Genomic DNA, 16,269 nt, shown 5'->3' with positions numbered 1-16,269 from the left:
CTGTCGCTTAGAACTCAGAACCAATAATGACCGAGCCCCTTGGACCGGCGCTTCATCAGCGTGGGAAAACATATTGCTGCTCTTTCAAAGCAGTGAGATCCCAATATATTGAAAAGGCCATTGTCACTATCTTGAGTGGCAGTCTGCGCAGGTCGGCAATCGGCTCAATCGAGCCCGCTTCAGTAAATGGTTCCGGATCTGATCAAGAAACAAAGACGGTGACCTAATGAAATCAAACAGTCACATTCCCTTCAACTGGCCGCATATGACCGGGAAGGAGCTGTACTATATCGCCGACGCGCACTTTAAGGGCAGGCTTGCCGGTGACGGTCCGTTTACAAAACTCTGCCACGCGTGGATCGAACAAAACAGCGGATGCAGCAAAGCACTTTTGACGCATTCATGCACTGCCGCTCTGGAAATGGCCGCGCTGCTGTTGGACATCGAGCCTGGCGATGAAGTGATTATGCCGTCTTATACATTTGTGTCGACGGCGAATGCGTTCGTGCTTCGAGGCGGTGTGCCGGTCTTCGTTGATATACGCGAGGACACGCTCAATCTGGATGAAAGACTGCTTGAAGCTGCCATCACACCACGAACCAGAGCGATTGTACCGGTGCACTATGCGGGTGTCGGGTGTGAAATGGACGCCATATTGAGCATCGCGCGCAAGCACGGCTTGCACGTCGTGGAAGATGCCGCGCAGGGCGTGATGGCCAGCTACAAGGACCGTATGCTTGGAAGCATCGGCGATCTTGGAACCTATAGTTTCCATGAGACGAAAAACGTAATCTCGGGAGAAGGCGGAGCTCTGCTGGTCAACGACGAAACTTTGTCGGTGAGAGCTGAGATTATTCGTGAAAAAGGAACCGACAGAAGCCGTTTTTTCAGGGGCGAGATCGACAAATACTCTTGGCAGGAAGTCGGATCGTCCTTTTTGCCCGGCGAATTGATTGCAGCCTTTCTGTGGGCGCAGCTTGAGGAAGCACAAAAGATCACTGAGCAAAGGCTGGCGAACTGGCACTACTACCACGATTTGATGGAGCCCCTCGAAGCGAGCGGTATCCTGCGCCGCCCGATCATCCCCGCGGAGTGCCGGCACAACGCTCACATGTACTATGTCCTTTTTGCACCGGACATTGACAGACAAAGTGTGCTCGAGACATTCAAGAAAAACGGCATAGATTCCGTTTTTCATTACGTTCCCCTGCATTCGGCCCCGGCGGGCATGCGCTACGGTCGAGCGCATGGCAACCTCGAAATTACGAATGAATACTCCGAAAGGCTTGTCAGACTACCGTTCTGGACGACAATAACCGTTGAACAACAGGACGAAGTTGCCCGGACGCTGAAAAACGCAATCGATTGATTTCCTGGTCCGAGGGCGTAGGCCGAGCGTTGAGTTTCCTGGCACGACGACGATCGCCGGCGCCTTTTACTTGGCAGGTATTTGCAGCGCGCATCGGCGCCGCAGGTTTTTGTTTCAAAAAATGGACGATACGGCCCAATGAGCCGCACTAATCGGACGGGTTCAACACTGACTTTGATTGGGGGCGAACACAAATCTCATGCAACAAATTGAAGTAGTCATTCGATTTGTTTTTCTCGCAAAGAGCGACCAGATCTGATCTGTCAATCCATCCGTTGCGCCACGCCATTTCTTCAGGGCTGGCGATCATCAAGCCGTTCCGGCGCTGCATGGTTCGAACGTATTGGCTCGCCTCGAACAAGCCTTCGGGTGTTCCCCCGTCAAGCCAGGCGACGCCGCGACCGAGGTCAACTGCTTTGAGGCTGCCGTCGGCCAGGTAAAGCCTGTTGAGGTCGGTGATTTCCAGTTCACCCCGCTGGGATGGCTTGAGGGATTTCGCGAACTCCACGGCACGGCCGTCGTAACAATAAAAACCCGGAACAGCTAAATTGGATCGCGGTTGATCCGGTTTTTCTTCCAAACTCAGGACTTCGTGGTCTCCACTGAGTTCAACAACGCCAAAGGCTTCAGGGTTCTTTACGGGGTAGCCAAGAATGCTGGCGCCAACGTTTTCTTCCAGAACGCGTTGTAGCACTGAGGCCAGGTTCGATCCGTGGATCAGATTGTCGCCCAGAACCAAGACTGAGTCCCGGTTGCCGATCTGCTGGGCGCACAGGAGAAAAACCTCGGCGATGCCATGGGGCTCATCTTGATGAACATAATTCAGCGTCATGCCCCATTGACTTCCGTCGCCAAACAGACCTCTGAAAGCCGCTTCGTCCTCCGGCCGGCAAATAAAGATGACCTCGCGAACCTTGATGAGCATCAACAAAGAAAGAGAGTAGTAAATCAGGGGTTTGTCATAGACATGGAGAAGATGTTTATTTACGGACTTTGTCGTCGGAAAAAGTCGGCTACCGGTACCACCAGCAAGCAAAAGACCGATAGGATCTTTCCCAGGTTCATTTGTCATTCTTATTCTTGCCCCGCAATCAAAGCGTAGTGTCTTCGAGCGTTTCACCAAGCCCGATGTGGCCAGCAGTGTATGTCTTGCGTTATCTCAGCGTTGTCAATTGCATATCTGAAATATTGCCCTGTCCCGCTTTGCTTGAAGGTAACCCTGTTTTGGGAAGGACAGAGACGATTGAGGACGTTAAACCTGCAGAACACACACAAAAATGTTGCTGAAAGCGAAGGGCCGGCCGGTCCGTCTCTACTCCGAACTCGGCTGCTCCTTCCAAATGTTGGGACGCAGTTTTAAGTCGATACAAGGATTGCGCGCAGAAATCATGATGGACCGTATTTGCGACTTGTACTAACACTCACGCTGGCGCGAGGTTCCAGGGTTTTCCGTGCGCGTATCGCACGTCCTTTCAGCGCCTCATTATCGGTGGAGATTTTTTTCTTAAAATGAAGCGTTCAGCGTTTAACTGGTCCTTTATTGTATATGTGATCTGGTTTCCGATATTCTATATTATATTTTCACTGGTTTTTTCAGTATTGGTGAGCTCGATATATTTTCATGATGGCATAAATTTACTCAACAACATTTTAGGGGGCGCTTTATTTTTACTTCTTTCGAGTGCTCTCTGCTGCCTGCTTTTTTATCGCGTTGAACAGCTGCCTCAGCATTCGCCTGGAACCAAGGCATACGGAGCGACAGTCATTGCCATCGTGTTGGTTTTCTTTGCATTTGTTGGAAGCGTCCGGCTCATATATGGGGTTGGAACACCTTTTGCGCCAATGCTGATGCATGCAGGATTGCTTCACCATGACATGGTATTCAGACTCAGTATTTCGAGTATGTTCTCGGAAAATGCGCTGATCACCGCAGGCGTGAATGGATACGTCAATACAATCAGTCCGTCTTTGTTTGAAGTCTCTCTCGGCGGTTTGTCGGCTCTCTTAGGAACAAATCCGATCGACGTCTTTTACCCTTACTTCTCCGGGTTCGTTCCGGCCATTTGGATAATGTTGCTCGTCGCAATTCCGATCGTCCTCGGAGCGCCAGTGTTATCGGCGGCATGGGCCCCGGTCGCGATCGCAACGATCAGTTTGTTCTCTCTGACCGTAGAAGTTCCATATTGGGGAATGAAGCCGTTCATAAATGCGCCATACGCGTTCGCGCTTATGTTTCTACTGCTGCAGGTATTCGTGTTGGTGCGACTGGCGCTTGCGTCAAAGGCTTACAAAGAGACGGATATGCCGTTCCGAACGGCAGCAAAATTTTGTGCGCTGATGGTGCTCGTTGCAACATTGGCAACGGCCTCAAAGATCCAGGTCGGCTATGTCACTTCGGCGGGGGCATGTATTGCAATATTGATCTTGCCGATGAGATTGGTTCATCGCCTGGCCTTGCTCGCAGTTTGTTCGGTGTTGTTAGCTTTGGCGGGGTTCTATGCAATTTATTTTTCACTGGAATTCGTTGGTGGGCTGGAAATCATAGTCAAGTGGAAGCTGCTTGCACTGCATGCCGGTGTTGCGCTTTTACTGTTGTTGTTGATGGTCACCGATCGAGATTCGTCGGTGAAGTGGTTGTCGCTTCCGCTCACCGTGATGCTGCTTGCAGCTTTGGTAACGCCTACACTCTATGCCAGCGGCAACCAGGAGACTTTCTTTCACAATCAGGCACTTTGGATTTCCGTGCCGGTCATTGTCGGTATTGCTTCAAACAGAAAATTCCTGCAATCCAGGGTGACTTTAAAGATTGCACTGGCAGTGGTTGTCGCGATCAACGCCCTGACGATATTTGAGTTGGCTGACAACAACGACATGAGAGCGCGCATGGATAGATCGCTCCAACGCATCGCTTCCAGCTTGCAAGCCAGCGACCCGCTGCTCACCCAAACGTTGAACGCAGTTCAACAGGCAGCGGATCAATTTGACGATAGTTTAAATGTTGGTCTGTTCATTCCGCATGAGAACGACGAATTCTGGGCTCTGGGCTATTCTTGTATTTTTCCGAATTTTTATCTGCAGGCGAATACCGGCATGGCGCTTCTGGTTGGAAACCGCCCGACAACGGAACGGTGTCCAAACCCTATCGCCGGGTATCAGAGCATCTGGCAGAACCTTACCCCGCCCTATACGCCCGATGAGCTATGCCCCATCGCACGAAGCCGCTCCATTGATGTAGTGATTTTGGTGAACGATATAGATCGTCGGCCGCTGAGCGTATTCGATTGTAAGGAAAACTAGTTGCGAGACTGAACTTTGAATGGTCTCTCCAGGCGCTGATTTACCGAGGTTGCTAGCTGACGATCGCTTTTTCGGCGACAGCTCGTCATGTGAAGCACCGAAGTCGTTTGTATCCAGCTTTCCGCAGACGCCGTCGTACTTGTTCAATTGGCTGCAGATTTTCCGGCAGTCATGGAGCGGGTGAGGGGAATCGAACCCCCGTCTTAAGCTTGGGAAGCTTCTGCTCTACCATTGAGCTACACCCGCCCGGCCAACCCAAGTACTGAGCCGACTTGGTGAACCTGTCAAGCGGACAAGGTGCTTTTCCGTTCTGCTTGATCTTGCGCTGCAGCGCAGAAATCGCCATGTTCGCGCCGGCGCGAAAGCGCGGTGTAGTGAACGGACAAACTCCAGGTCAGGTATATGCGAAATCAGGTCAGGGCGCTGGTTACCTCGCGCAATTGGGAATTCTGTATCATCGGGATCATCATGCTGAATGCGGTCACGCTCGGCCTGGAGACAAGCCCGTTTATGATGGACAGTGTTGGCACGTGGCTCGTCCTGATCGACCGGGTTATTCTCGCAATCTTTGTTTTTGAGCTGATCCTGCGTCTTTACGCGCACGGTCTGAAGTTCTTCAAGGATCCCTGGAGCCTCTTCGATTTCGCCATTGTCGGGATCGCGCTGATTCCCTCGACGGGACCAATGTCGGTGCTCCGGTCCCTGCGTATCCTGCGTGTTCTGCGTCTGATTTCGGTTGTTCCTTCCCTCAGGCGCGTAATCGGCGGGTTGATTGCCGCTTTGCCGGGCATGGGCTCGATCGTTGTCTTGATGGCGCTGGTCTTTTACGTTTTTGCCGTTATGGCCACCAAGCTTTTCGGCCACACCTTCCCCGAATGGTTCGGTGATCTTGGTGCCTCGCTCTATACGCTCTTCCAGATCATGACGCTGGAAAGCTGGTCGATGGGCATCGTACGTCCGGTCATGGAAGTCTACCCGCTTTCATGGATGTTCTTCGTGCCGTTTATTCTGTGCACCGCATTCACGGTGCTGAACCTTTTTATCGGTATCATCGTTTCCGCCATGCAGGAGGAGCATGAAGCCGAGGCCGATGCCAACCGCCAGGCGATCCATGACGATACGGGCCTGATCCTGGAAGAGGTCAAGGCGCTGCGTGCAGAATTGCGGGAGTTGCGGGTTAAGGTTGCCGAAAAATCGACGTGAGGACACGCATACGGAGCATGTGCCGCCAGCCGACCTTGCCTTTCCGGTAAACGCGTGATTTGTCGGAACATATGGCGGTGGAACCAAAAGGTACGATAGCAGCGGGCCACCAGCTGACTGCGGAGGCTGGGTCTGAAATGCTGCGCAATGGCGGCAACGCCTTTGATGCGGCAATCGCCGCGCTCGCGATGGCGTGCGTGTGCGAGCCGGTTCTGGCGTCGCCGGGCGGCGGCGGATTCGCGATGATCCGCAGCGGTCAGAGCGGAGCAACCACGCTGCTCGATTTTTTTCCTCAAACGCCTCAGCAACAACGCGGCGACGTTGCCGACGGCTTTCAAGGCATTACCGCCGATTTCGGATCGGCCACGCAGGTTTTTCACATCGGACCTGCCACTGTCGCCTCGCCGGGCTTTTTTGCAGGCCTGACTGCTCTCCACGAGACGGGCGCTACGTTGCCCTTTGCCGACCTTTTTGCTCCCGCGATACGCGCGGCAAAGTCAGGGCACCGCATCACTGCCTACCAGCATTATCTGTCAACTGTGGTTCATCCGATCCTGACCGCAACTAAGGCCGCAACCGATCTGTTTGCGCCTTCGGGTGATTTGCCCGGTGTCGGATCGATCTTTCGAAATCCCGGCCTCGCCGAAATGTTCGAAGAATGGGCGCGCGGAGACTGGCTGCACTCTGGGATCGCGGATCAAATCCTTCAAGAGCAGAAGCGTGGCGGGCATCTGGGTCGTGCGGACTTGGAAGGCTATGAAGTCGTCGCGCGTGAGCCGCTGCGTATCGCGCTAGACAGCGCTTCGGTTTTCCTCAATCCGCCGCCGGCCGCTTGCGGCGCATTGATCCGTTATGCGCTGACCCATCTTGAGCGGTGCGACATGCCAGCCATGGCAACGGCTCTGCAGCAGGCTGACGAAGCCCGCCGGTTGGCCCGTGGAGACCTTGCAAAGCTCCTGGACCGGCCCATGCGCCAAACGGGAACGACCCACATCTCAACGATTGATGCGCAAGGCAATGCCTGCTCGGTAACGGTCTCGAACGGCACCGGCAACGGCGAGATCGTCACCGGGTATGGGTTCATGCTGAACAATATTCTTGGAGAAGAGGATGTGAACCCACATGGATCGGCCGAATGGCCGGCGAACACGAGGCTGGCCTCGATGATGTGTCCCACCCTGATCGAAACGAAAGACGAACGATTGATCGCGCTCGGGTCCGGCGGGTCCAGCAGGATCCGTTCGGCGATCTTCCAGGTCGTTGTGCGCCTGTGTCTTGGGCAGTCCGGCCTTGCAGAGGCGGTCCGTGCACCGCGCATCCACATTGAGAACGGACATCTGGACGTCGAGGCAACCGAAGCCGGCATCGAACTCGGGCAGCTCGAAAACCTGTTTCCCGACCATCGTATCTGGGCGGAAAAGAACATGTTCTTCGGCGGCGTACATGCAGTCAGCGCGGATGGCAGCGGCCGTTTTACAAGTATCGGCGATGAGCGCCGGGAAGGTTGCGCCGTGATTGTCGAGTGAACTCAGGCGCGGCGCTTGGGTGACTTGGGTTTCGCGTTCGGTCCGGCAGCTTGTTCCAATTTTCTAATCAGTGGCGCACAAGACCCTCCGTCGTCATCCCGGCCAAGCGCAGCGTGCGCCGGGATCGGAAAGCCCCAAATTGAATCACCATCGTCCAACCAACATCGTTTGCGCCTCTCCGGTTCCTAATCGCACTGACTTAAAAATGTCGCACCCGGCTTTGGCGGCCCATCCTTCGAGACAGCGCATCCGCGCTTCCTCCGGATGAGGTCATCCAATTTTGCGACCTTCGAATTGGTTTGTTACCAATAGCCTCATCCTGAGGAGGACCGGAAGGTCCGTCTCGAAGGATGGGCCACAGATTTGCGACGTCTTAAGCCATTCAAAGAGGCATTGACCCATGGTCTGGCGTCAATATTCAATGAGTTGATGACGATCAGGAGGGATTTCAAAGCGGAAAGGGGACCGATATTATCGGTGCTGAGGGCGAGCCAAGTCTCTGACTTTTCCCTTGAAGTCGCATGGGCAAAGCAAACGCGGCAATCAGTGAACACTGCTACAGGTTCGCCAGAACCTCTTCCGGGCCTTCAACGCTCAGTTCGACACCGGCCTCCGTATAGTCCCGCGTGACAACCGTGAGACCGAGGCCTTCGATCATTCGCTCAAGATCGGAACTTGCCGCAAACGTCGCGTTCAGTATTTTCCGACCTATCTTCTGGAACGGAACCAGCTCGGCGTTGCTGATCGCGTCCTGCGCTGCACCGGAATAGGCGCGTGCAAGCCCGCCACCGCCAAGTTTCGTGCCGCCGAAATAGCGCACGATCAGGACGGCGCAGTTAATCAGCTCAGCACCCTGAAGCACACGCAAGGTCGGCATTCCGGAGGTCCCGGCCGGTTCGCCATCATCCTTGCCGCTTTCCTCGATCCGGCCGTCGTCAAGCAGTTGGCGATGCGCGGTCACGATATGGTTGGCTTTCCTGTGCTCCTTACGCAGCTCGTCAAGACGCTGGTTGAACTGATCGATAGGCACCAGGTGCGCCAGGAACCTGGACTTCCGGTCTTCCAGAAATCCCTCGAATTCGCGCAAGACGGTTTTCAGGGACATGGCGCTTCAGGACGTCGCCCTGAAGTGTTTCGAGAGTTTCAGCGCCTGGCCCTGGTAGTTCGAGCCGATGCCTTCGCCGTAGAGCGTGACCGGCCGCTCCGCCATATGTTCATAAACGAGCCGGCCGATGGTCTGGCCGTGTTCTACGATAAAGGGAACGTCGTGGGAGCGGACCTCGAGAACGGCTCTCGATCCGACGCCACCTGCTCCCGCATGCCCAAATCCGGGATCGAAAAAGCCGGCATAATGCACACGGAATTCGCCTACAAGCGGATCGAACGGTACCATCTCGGCGGCAAAATCCGGCGGCACATGGACCGCCTCCTGGCTGACAAGGATATAGAACGCGTCCGGATCGAGGATCAGTTCACCTTTCTGACGCCGGTAAATCGGTTCCCAGAAATCAAGCGGATCCTGCGCCCCGACAACGTCGACGTCTATCAGGCCTGAATGGTGTTTTGCGCGATAGCCGATCAGGCTGCCCGGGCCGTTTCCTTCAAGGTCGATCGACAACTGCACGCCGCCACCAATGCGCTCGTTGCCGCCGCTCATCAGCGTATGAGTTCGGTGCACGTCCTCAAGAATGGCATCGGCGATGAGCGCCTGGCCGCGCCGGAAGCGGATCTGGCTGAGGCGTGACCCGCTGCGGACGAGGATCGGAAAGGTGAGGGGAGAGATCTCCGCGTAAAGCGGACCCGTGTAGCCGGCCGGAACCGCGTCGAAGGCCAGGCCATTGTCGGTGATCACGCGTGTGAAAACGTCAAGACGTCCGGTAGAGCTTTTCGGATTTGCGGTCGCTGAAATGTCTGATGCCAAGGAAAGGCTTTCCTGAAGCGGCACGATATAGACGCAACCGGTTTCAAGAACGGCGCCGTCCCTGAGGTCGACCGTGTGAAGTTTCAGCTCTTCCAGGCGGTCGGCAACGCGGATTTCAGGACCAGGCAGAAAGCTGGCACGAACGCGAAAGGCCACCGCGCCGAGGCGAAGGTCCAGACTGGCGGGTTGGATCTGCCCGGGAACTGGGGTCTCTGCGGCCGAAATCTCACCGGCGGCGAACATCTCACGAATGATCCGTTCCGGCAAAATCCCGCTTGCTGCAAGAGTTGCACTTCCGTTCAAGGCCTCGCCCGTTGGCACGTTCATGAAGAATTCCCGTCTTTTGTCCTTAGAGAAATCCTTAAAGGATCGGCTGGCTCGCGCCAACAGGCTTTGTCGGTTCACGAGAACTTTCGCCGAAGATGATTGACCGCGGCATGGTTTTCCCTTACCACGGTCGCATTCCGTGGTGATTTGGGCCGGCCGGCTTGCAGCCACGTTAAATAAGTCGCTAAAAAGGCCGGAGGTGCGAACCCCGGTCTTGAGGCTGGGGTTTTTTGCGTTTGGAGCGAACAAGACAATGACTGAGTCAACCACCAAGAACTGGCGTCCTGCAACCTCTCTGGTTCACGGCGGCACCATGCGCTCGCCGTTTGGTGAAACCTCGGAAGCCATGTATCTGACCCAGGGGTTTGTCTACGACAATGCCGAAGCAGCGGAAGCGCGCTTCAATGGCGAAGACCCGGGCTTTGTCTATTCTCGTTATGCCAACCCGACCGTTTCCATGTTCGAGGGTCGCATTAAGACGCTGGAAGGTGCTGAAGCTGCGCGCGGCACGGCGAGCGGCATGGCTGCCGTGAACCTGGCTCTGATGGCGTCGGTCAAGGCGGGAGATCATGTGATCGCCGCAAAAGCTCTGTTCGGTTCCTGCCGCTATATCTGCGAAACATTGCTGCCGCGCTTTGGCGTCGAAAGCACGCTGGTAGATGGGACCGACATCGAGCAGTGGAAGGCAGCAGTGCGTCCGAATACACGCGCGCTTTTTTTGGAGAGTCCGACCAACCCGACGCTCGAGGTCATTGATATTTCAGCAGTCGCGGAGATTGCAAAGACCGCTGGTGCGCGCCTTATCGTCGACAATGTATTCGCCACCCCGCTTTATCAGTCACCGCTTCAACTTGGGGCCGATGTTGTTGTCTATTCGGCAACAAAGCATATTGACGGCCAGGGCCGATGCCTTGGCGGTGTGGTTCTTTCCGATGAAGAATGGATCGTCGACGAAGTCATGCCGTTTGTGAAGCATACGGGCCCGCATATGAGCCCGTTTAACGCCTGGGTCCTGATGAAGGGCCTTGAAACGCTTCCGATCCGTGTTGCGCGCCAGACCGAGAGCGCGGGACAGATTGCCGATTTTCTCGCCGGCCAATCCAAGGTCAAGCGGTTGATCTATCCTGGACGGGACGATCACCCGCAGGCAGAACTGGCCAAGCGGCAGATGCGCGCCGGTTCGACCATGGTGGCCCTGGAAATCGAAGGCGGTAAAGAGGCGGCCTTCCGATTTACCAACGCGCTGGACATTATCCGGATCTCCAACAATCTGGGTGATGCAAAGAGCCTGATCACCCATCCGGCGACAACGACCCATCAGTCGATCGGCGAGGAAGCCCGCGCTGAACTCGGCATCACCGACGGTATTTTGCGGCTGTCGGTGGGGCTGGAAGACCCGCAGGATCTGCTGGAAGACGTCGAAAAGGCGCTGAGCGCGGTTAGAAGTAACGCTCGAGCCGAAGGACGCGTGTTCTCGGCCTGAGCGGCGGCAGTAAAACGCGGTTTTGTGCCTTCAATCAAACAGGTCAGCACGACCGGCTATTCACAGCCGTTGTGTCGCCGCCACATAGTTGGATCATGGCCTGACGGAACATTCTCGCAAGGATCAGCCGAATATCCACGGAGATAGTTGTATTGTTTCACCTGTGCTTCTGTTAGCAGATCAGGCGTGCGAAGGTGCCGGGAAAGATGGATAAACCTTAGTTCAGCCCGCAGGTTTTTGGCATTCGTGACGAGCTTGCGAAGCGTCTTCTCGTCAAGTTCGTTGCGCTTGAACGCTTGGCTGAGCGCTGCTTCTGCCTGGATAAATCTCTTGCCAGTGACAATGGCGTCCTCGCGCATGTCCGCATAGAGTGCCTCCAAGCTCTTTATCTGATCTGTCGAAAGGTCAAGTTCCTCGCTCAACTCAAGCAGATGCAAAGGACCCGGCTTTCCATTCAGTTCCGCCGGTAGCGCCAGCCGCCATCCTCCACCGGCAAGCAGTTCAGAAATGTCGTCCTTTGAAAGGCTTTTGATTTCGCGCGTTTCAAGCCCGGCGTAAGGCGATGCCCCTGGTTGAACACTTTGAGGTTGTGCTGTTGCATCGACAGATAAAAGGGCGCTTGTGAGCAGAACGGCTGCGTACCAAGACCATGTCATTGCGCATGTCTCCCAACACATTGATGCGTTTACGTAGCACGGTTATAAAAACAGACGTATGATAACTATCATGTCGGATATTTTTGCTCGCCTCTTTGAAAACGGAAGTTCAATTCAGCTGGAAGGTGAAGAATATCTGTTCTTTGCAGGCGATCCGGTGAAGTTCATGTACCTGCTTTTGGAAGGGCAAGTTGATCTGTTGCGACATACGGCAAACGGATCCGTCATGATCATGAACCGGGTATTTGAGGGCTGCATAGCTGCTGAGGCGTCGGCTTATTCAGACGTCTACCATTGCGATGCAAAGGCGAAGTCCCGGTCCAAACTCCAGATAATATCCGTAGATATGTTTTTGGAAAGGCTCGAGCGAACAGAAGAATTGAGGCGGGAATGGGCGGCACATTTGGCACGTGAACTTCAAAAATCCCGTCTGCAGGCAGAGGTCAGGGCGCTGAAAACAGTGGCGCAGCGGCTTGATGCATGGATCGGTGCCAATGGAGACTTGCCGCCCAGGGGTTCGTGGCAGGATATTGCGCAAATTATCGGCGTGAGCCGCGAAGCCCTTTACCGCGAACTTGCACGCAGACGCGTCGGCATCGACTAGCCATCAACGGCCGTAACGATTCCAAGTTGGAAAAACTGATTTGACTTTCCACCTGCTGGAACCTGTAGGCCTGTCCTGAAATGGGTATTAAGTTAAATCATTTCCTGACCATGACCGTCGCCGCAATCTTGGTGAGCGCCGGATATTTTGTTTTCGCATATGACCGCGATCCAGATGACGCGGGGGCAAACTCAGCGCCAGGCCCATTGGTGAAAATTACTCTTCCAAACACCTTGTCAACCGACGCAAAGTCAGGCTGGCAACTCTTTGAAGCCGAATGCGCCGTTTGTCACGGCACGGATGCAGTGGGCAAGGAAGGTATCGCTCCACCTTTGGTACATCGCATTTATGAGCCTTCTCATCATGCTGATGAAAGCTTTCAGCAGGCCGTTGCGTTGGGTGTTCGCGCGCATCACTGGACCTTCGGAAATATGCCGCCGGTCGCGGGGTTATCCCGCGCGGATGTCGCGTTGATCGTGGCTTATGTTCGTGAGCTGCAACGGGCGAACGGCATTAATTGAATAGTGCAAAGGGGCCGAAAAAATGAACTTGCGACGATTGCTAATTGTGCCTTTTTTGTTGAGCGTTACGGTGGCGCTCGCGCACGAGGGTGTGAAAAACGCTGCGGTGCAAGCTCGAATGGACAGCATGTCTGAAATCGCCAAGAGCATGAAGTTATTGGGAAATATGGCGAAGGGAGCGGCACCGTTTGATGCCAAGGCTGCCAATTCTGCAACTGCTATCATTGCAAACGAAGCATCAAAGACAGCCAGTCTTTTTGAAGCGCAAGAAACCGACCCCAAGTCAGAGGCCAAACCAGAGATCTGGACTAATTTTGAAGATTTCAACCGCAAGGCCGCTGACATGGAAAGGGTGGCCCTGGAGTTCTCCAACTCTATTTCCGATCTCGAGAGACTGAAAACTGCGACAAACCTGATTGGGCAAACGTGCAAGTCGTGTCACGCCGAGTTTCGCAAATAAATCTCTGGACTGCGAACAGTCCGAAGTTGGGGAAACATCGAAAATTTCTTGAGATGCTTTTGGAGCGAAACTCTGAGCTCGTTTCCAGGAAATTGGGCGTGCAGAGAAGCATCAGATGTCAATCGAGTGTCTGCCGAACGGGGCGGACGCTGTCGTCGAAGGGCACTTGGCGTCGTCGAAAGGCTGAACCCTCGACACACTCGGGTGCGCTGATCCGGTCCATGCGGAAATGCCGGAAGTCCTGGCGCGAAGGATCCCAGGCGACCAGATACCAGAGCGGTGGCAGGATCAGCATGGCCTGCGGCTCCACGTGCCGCGTTGTTTCAACGCCTTTTGCGTCCCGGTAGTGGAAGCGCAGGCGCAACCGATTGAGAAAAGCCGGTTCAAATGCCGGCAGCAACGCGGGGTCCATTTTTCCCAAATTGGTTATGTCGACCTCAGGAGCGAGTGGTCCGACGTAGAGGCAATCCAAAAAGCGTCGCAAATCCTGCACCTTGTCCGAAGGCAGAGCTTTCTCGATCTTGGCAAGAGCTGCGTCTGCAAGACCCGAGAAGGGAAGGGTTCCGGCAGCTCTCATGCTCGCAACGCTGATCAGAAGAGCGAAGACCTCAGCGACCGATAAACGTGCAGTGGTCTGAACAGACCGCGGATCAAGGAAAAGGCCACCTCCAGGGCCGGTTTCTGAGTGAATGACAAACCCTTCATCGCGCAGTGCTGCAATGTCGCGCAGCACGGTCCTGCGGGAGGCACCAACCTCTTCTGCCAGGCGGGAAATGGTCGATGTGCCCTGGCGGCGAAGGTTGCGCACGAGGGCGTCTTGTCGGTGGCGTGGTTTCATTTGGTATGGCTATCAATTTATGGTGCCAGTTTTTGGCATCATTAAGCTTCATGCAGCGGCTTCAAAAGTCAACAAGGAGCAGAGCAGTGTTCAATCCGACCGATTTTCCAAGTCCAAGCCTCATTTGTGTGAACGGCGTCGAACTTGAGGTTTTTGAAGCAGGACGCGAACATTCGGGAAATCCGATAGTTCTCTGTCACGGTTGGCCGGAGCATGCGTTTTCCTGGCGACATCAGATGCCCGCGCTTGCCGAGGCGGGCTACCATGTCATCGTCCCCAACCAGCGTGGCTACGGCAAATCTTCGCAACCGGGCAAGGTTACCGACTATGATATTGGATATTTGACGGGGGATCTTGTCGCGCTCCTTGATCACTTTGGCTACGAGGATGCTGTCTTTGCCGGTCACGACTGGGGGGCTATGGTTGTTTGGGGATTGGCCCTGCTGCATCCGAACCGGGTCCGCAAGGTGATCAATCTGAGCCTGCCGTATCAGGAACGCGGAGAAAGACCCTGGGTCGAGCTCATGGAGGCTTTTCTCGGCGGGGACAATTACTTCGTCCACTTCAACCGGAAACCGGGTGTCGCGGACGCGGTTTTTCAGGAAAACACCGACAGGTTTCTCCGAAATCTTTACCGGAAAAACGAGCCCCCGGCAGCGCCGGAAGCGGGCATGGTCCTGATTGATCTTGCAAGGGCTGAGCGGCCACGCGGTGAACCCGTCATGAGTGAAGCCGAATTGAGTGTCTTCGTTTCCGCTTTCGAACGATCGGGCTTCACGGGCAGCATCAACTGGTATCGAAACCTTGACCGCAACTGGCATCTCCTGGCGGATGTTGACCCGGTCATCAGGCAGCCTGCGCTTATGATTTACGGCGACAGGGATCCGATCTCAAAGTCCGAAAACCTGTCGCAGTTCGTGCCGAATGTGGATGTGGTCAGCCTGGACTGCGGCCACTGGATCCAGCAGGAAAAGCCGGGCGAGACGAACCGCGAGATTCTGGCTTGGCTGGAACGACAGGACACAGCCTAGCTGGTGCTTCGTCAATTCAAGGCTGCTCCCGGTGCGCCTTGTCGGTCAGCTCTCTCCGGCTGAACCAATCTCAGGTGCAGCCTGGTTCTTTGACCGGTGCTTCAGGTACTCCACGAGCAGCCTGAGGCACTCGACCCTTTTGTTCTGCGCAGGATAGTAGATGTAAAACGGCGGCAGGTCCTTGGCGTATGGTTTGAGGACCCTCTCAAGTTCTCCGGTTTTCAGATGATCCTCCATCGTCGCCTGCATGGACCAGCCGACACCGTGGCCCTCACGCGCGGCTTGAATGACGCCCGCAGCGGAATCGAAGATCAGCCGGGCCGGCGGGTCGATGCATGTGTCCTGGTCATTCTCGGTTACCAACCATTCCCGAAGCGCGCCTGAGCTGGGAAGCCGCTGGCGAATGCACTGATGATCCAGGAGGTCTCGGGGGCGTTTGGGCACACCATGGTCCTGAAGATATGAGGGCGCCGCAAAGTAAGCCGACTTGATCGGCGGGGTAATGCGCACCGCGATCATATCCGGGCTCAGCATATCGCCCATGCGAATGCCGCCATGAAATCCACGGCGCACGATATCGACCAGTTCTTCATTCCACGAAATGTCCAGGTTGATGCCCGGGTGTCTCGCCAGGAAGTCTTTCAGAACGGGTGCGAGAGCGGCGATATAGGCCCCGCGCGACAGGGTCAGCCGCAACGTCCCCGTGGTAGAGCGCGCCATCTCCTTCGTTTTCCTGAAGGCGTAGGTCAGGTCGCGATGCGCAGGGGCTGCCGCATCGAAAAGAATTCTCCCGGCTTCCGTAAGCTCCACGCTGCGTGTCGTGCGGAAAAACAGCTCGATTCCCAACCGGTCCTCGAGCGCCTTCAACTGCAGGCTTACGGCAGGAGCGCCGACGCCAAGTGCCTCTGCCGCTGATCGCATTGATCCTTCCCGAACAATGGTCAGAAAAACCTCGATGCCATGCGTGGGTATGCGCTCCATTCTTTAAAAATATCAAATAATGCCTTCAGTTTGCAATGCCTTCTCAAATGAA

The 16,269-nt window shown here is 55.1% G+C and carries 15 protein-coding genes, 1 tRNA gene and 1 riboswitch; of the genes, 9 read left to right on the top strand and 7 right to left on the bottom strand.

The genetic code is table 11. From position 1 onward, the window contains the following. Positions 1-226 precede the first annotated feature (226 nt). Complete coding sequence (rffA, locus tag Q0915_RS23680) at positions 227-1,369, top strand: dTDP-4-amino-4,6-dideoxygalactose transaminase (protein ID WP_299479833.1); 1,143 nt, start codon at positions 227-229, stop codon at positions 1,367-1,369. 148 nt (positions 1,370-1,517) lie between these two features. Here rffA and rfbA read toward each other — a convergent pair whose 3' ends face one another. Beyond that, positions 1,518-2,489: a glucose-1-phosphate thymidylyltransferase RfbA gene (gene rfbA, locus Q0915_RS23675; protein WP_299479830.1), complete on the bottom strand. Its 972-nt coding sequence runs from the start codon at positions 2,487-2,489 to the stop codon at positions 1,518-1,520. A gap of 389 nt (positions 2,490-2,878) precedes the next feature. Between rfbA and Q0915_RS23670 the strand changes: the two genes are divergently transcribed. Then, positions 2,879-4,666, top strand: a complete 1,788-nt coding sequence (locus Q0915_RS23670) for a hypothetical protein (RefSeq protein WP_299479827.1) — start codon at positions 2,879-2,881, stop codon at positions 4,664-4,666. A gap of 172 nt (positions 4,667-4,838) precedes the next feature. On the opposite strand, the gene Q0915_RS23665 is transcribed toward Q0915_RS23670, so the two are convergent. Next, positions 4,839-4,912: transfer RNA gene (locus Q0915_RS23665), tRNA-Gly, on the bottom strand. A gap of 156 nt (positions 4,913-5,068) precedes the next feature. On the opposite strand from Q0915_RS23665, the gene Q0915_RS23660 reads away from it, so the two are divergent. Further along, complete coding sequence (locus Q0915_RS23660) at positions 5,069-5,869, top strand: ion transporter (RefSeq protein ID WP_299479824.1); 801 nt, start codon at positions 5,069-5,071, stop codon at positions 5,867-5,869. A 77-nt stretch (positions 5,870-5,946) separates the two neighbouring features. Next, positions 5,947-7,395 carry a gamma-glutamyltransferase gene (locus Q0915_RS23655; protein ID WP_299479821.1) on the top strand — a complete coding sequence of 483 codons (1,449 nt, stop codon included), beginning with the start codon at positions 5,947-5,949 and terminating at the stop codon, positions 7,393-7,395. A 556-nt stretch (positions 7,396-7,951) separates the two neighbouring features. Here Q0915_RS23655 and Q0915_RS23650 read toward each other — a convergent pair. After that, positions 7,952-8,500, bottom strand: a complete 549-nt coding sequence (locus tag Q0915_RS23650; protein WP_299479818.1) for a YigZ family protein — start codon at positions 8,498-8,500, stop codon at positions 7,952-7,954. A gap of 6 nt (positions 8,501-8,506) precedes the next feature. Next, the gene (locus Q0915_RS23645; RefSeq protein WP_299479815.1) at positions 8,507-9,643 is read right to left on the bottom strand and encodes a 2'-deoxycytidine 5'-triphosphate deaminase; all 1,137 of its coding nucleotides are present in this window, start codon (positions 9,641-9,643) and stop codon (positions 8,507-8,509) included. A gap of 129 nt (positions 9,644-9,772) precedes the next feature. Next, a riboswitch (SAM riboswitch) is annotated at positions 9,773-9,852 on the top strand. A 44-nt stretch (positions 9,853-9,896) separates the two neighbouring features. Between Q0915_RS23645 and Q0915_RS23640 the strand changes: the two genes are divergently transcribed. Beyond that, positions 9,897-11,126 (top strand): O-succinylhomoserine sulfhydrylase, encoded by a 1,230-nt coding sequence (locus Q0915_RS23640; RefSeq protein ID WP_299479812.1) that lies wholly within the window; start codon positions 9,897-9,899, stop codon positions 11,124-11,126. A 56-nt stretch (positions 11,127-11,182) separates the two neighbouring features. Here Q0915_RS23640 and Q0915_RS23635 read toward each other — a convergent pair whose 3' ends face one another. Further along, positions 11,183-11,782, bottom strand: coding sequence for a hypothetical protein (locus tag Q0915_RS23635; RefSeq protein WP_299479809.1), 600 nt, complete (start codon positions 11,780-11,782; stop codon positions 11,183-11,185). A 70-nt stretch (positions 11,783-11,852) separates the two neighbouring features. Between Q0915_RS23635 and Q0915_RS23630 the strand changes: the two genes are divergently transcribed. The 3 genes from Q0915_RS23630 to Q0915_RS23620 all read left to right on the top strand — a co-directional run bounded on the left by Q0915_RS23630 (position 11,853) and on the right by Q0915_RS23620 (position 13,367). Next, a complete protein-coding gene (locus Q0915_RS23630) occupies positions 11,853-12,386 on the top strand; it encodes a Crp/Fnr family transcriptional regulator (RefSeq protein ID WP_299479806.1) in 534 nt (177 codons plus the stop codon). Positions 12,387-12,466: 80 nt separating this feature from the next. After that, a complete protein-coding gene (locus Q0915_RS23625) occupies positions 12,467-12,907 on the top strand; it encodes a cytochrome c (protein ID WP_299479803.1) in 441 nt (146 codons plus the stop codon). Positions 12,908-12,929: 22 nt separating this feature from the next. Then, a complete protein-coding gene (locus tag Q0915_RS23620) occupies positions 12,930-13,367 on the top strand; it encodes a cytochrome c (protein WP_299479800.1) in 438 nt (145 codons plus the stop codon). Between the two features lie 118 nt (positions 13,368-13,485). Here the strand turns inward: Q0915_RS23620 and Q0915_RS23615 are convergent, their stop codons facing one another. Beyond that, complete coding sequence (locus tag Q0915_RS23615) at positions 13,486-14,205, bottom strand: WYL domain-containing protein (protein ID WP_299479798.1); 720 nt, start codon at positions 14,203-14,205, stop codon at positions 13,486-13,488. An 86-nt stretch (positions 14,206-14,291) separates the two neighbouring features. On the opposite strand from Q0915_RS23615, the gene Q0915_RS23610 reads away from it, so the two are divergent. After that, positions 14,292-15,236 carry an alpha/beta hydrolase gene (locus Q0915_RS23610; protein ID WP_299479795.1) on the top strand — a complete coding sequence of 315 codons (945 nt, stop codon included), beginning with the start codon at positions 14,292-14,294 and terminating at the stop codon, positions 15,234-15,236. A gap of 45 nt (positions 15,237-15,281) precedes the next feature. Here the strand turns inward: Q0915_RS23610 and Q0915_RS23605 are convergent, their stop codons facing one another. Next, positions 15,282-16,217, bottom strand: coding sequence for a LysR family transcriptional regulator (locus Q0915_RS23605; protein WP_299479792.1), 936 nt, complete (start codon positions 16,215-16,217; stop codon positions 15,282-15,284). Between the last annotated feature and the right edge of the window lie 52 nt (positions 16,218-16,269).

This window comes from uncultured Roseibium sp. (genome assembly GCF_947494555.1).
Classification (GTDB): Bacteria; Pseudomonadota; Alphaproteobacteria; order Rhizobiales; family Stappiaceae; genus Roseibium.
This window is presented reverse-complemented; position numbering and strand designations above follow the sequence as displayed.

Excerpts from the sequence above, each read along its gene's own strand:
- rffA (WP_299479833.1), top strand. The coding sequence starts at position 227 with ATGAAATCAAACAGTCACATTCCCTTCAACTGGCCGCATATGACCGGG.
- Q0915_RS23670 (WP_299479827.1), top strand. The coding sequence starts at position 2,879 with ATGAAGCGTTCAGCGTTTAACTGGTCCTTTATTGTATATGTGATCTGG.
- Q0915_RS23660 (WP_299479824.1), top strand. The coding sequence starts at position 5,069 with ATGCGAAATCAGGTCAGGGCGCTGGTTACCTCGCGCAATTGGGAATTC.
- Q0915_RS23650 (WP_299479818.1), bottom strand. The coding sequence starts at position 8,500 with ATGTCCCTGAAAACCGTCTTGCGCGAATTCGAGGGATTTCTGGAAGAC.
- Q0915_RS23645 (WP_299479815.1), bottom strand. The coding sequence starts at position 9,643 with ATGAACGTGCCAACGGGCGAGGCCTTGAACGGAAGTGCAACTCTTGCA.
- Q0915_RS23640 (WP_299479812.1), top strand. The coding sequence starts at position 9,897 with ATGACTGAGTCAACCACCAAGAACTGGCGTCCTGCAACCTCTCTGGTT.
- Q0915_RS23635 (WP_299479809.1), bottom strand. The coding sequence starts at position 11,782 with ATGACATGGTCTTGGTACGCAGCCGTTCTGCTCACAAGCGCCCTTTTA.
- Q0915_RS23630 (WP_299479806.1), top strand. The coding sequence starts at position 11,853 with ATGTCGGATATTTTTGCTCGCCTCTTTGAAAACGGAAGTTCAATTCAG.
- Q0915_RS23625 (WP_299479803.1), top strand. The coding sequence starts at position 12,467 with ATGGGTATTAAGTTAAATCATTTCCTGACCATGACCGTCGCCGCAATC.
- Q0915_RS23620 (WP_299479800.1), top strand. The coding sequence starts at position 12,930 with ATGAACTTGCGACGATTGCTAATTGTGCCTTTTTTGTTGAGCGTTACG.
- Q0915_RS23615 (WP_299479798.1), bottom strand. The coding sequence starts at position 14,205 with ATGAAACCACGCCACCGACAAGACGCCCTCGTGCGCAACCTTCGCCGC.
- Q0915_RS23605 (WP_299479792.1), bottom strand. The coding sequence starts at position 16,217 with ATGGAGCGCATACCCACGCATGGCATCGAGGTTTTTCTGACCATTGTT.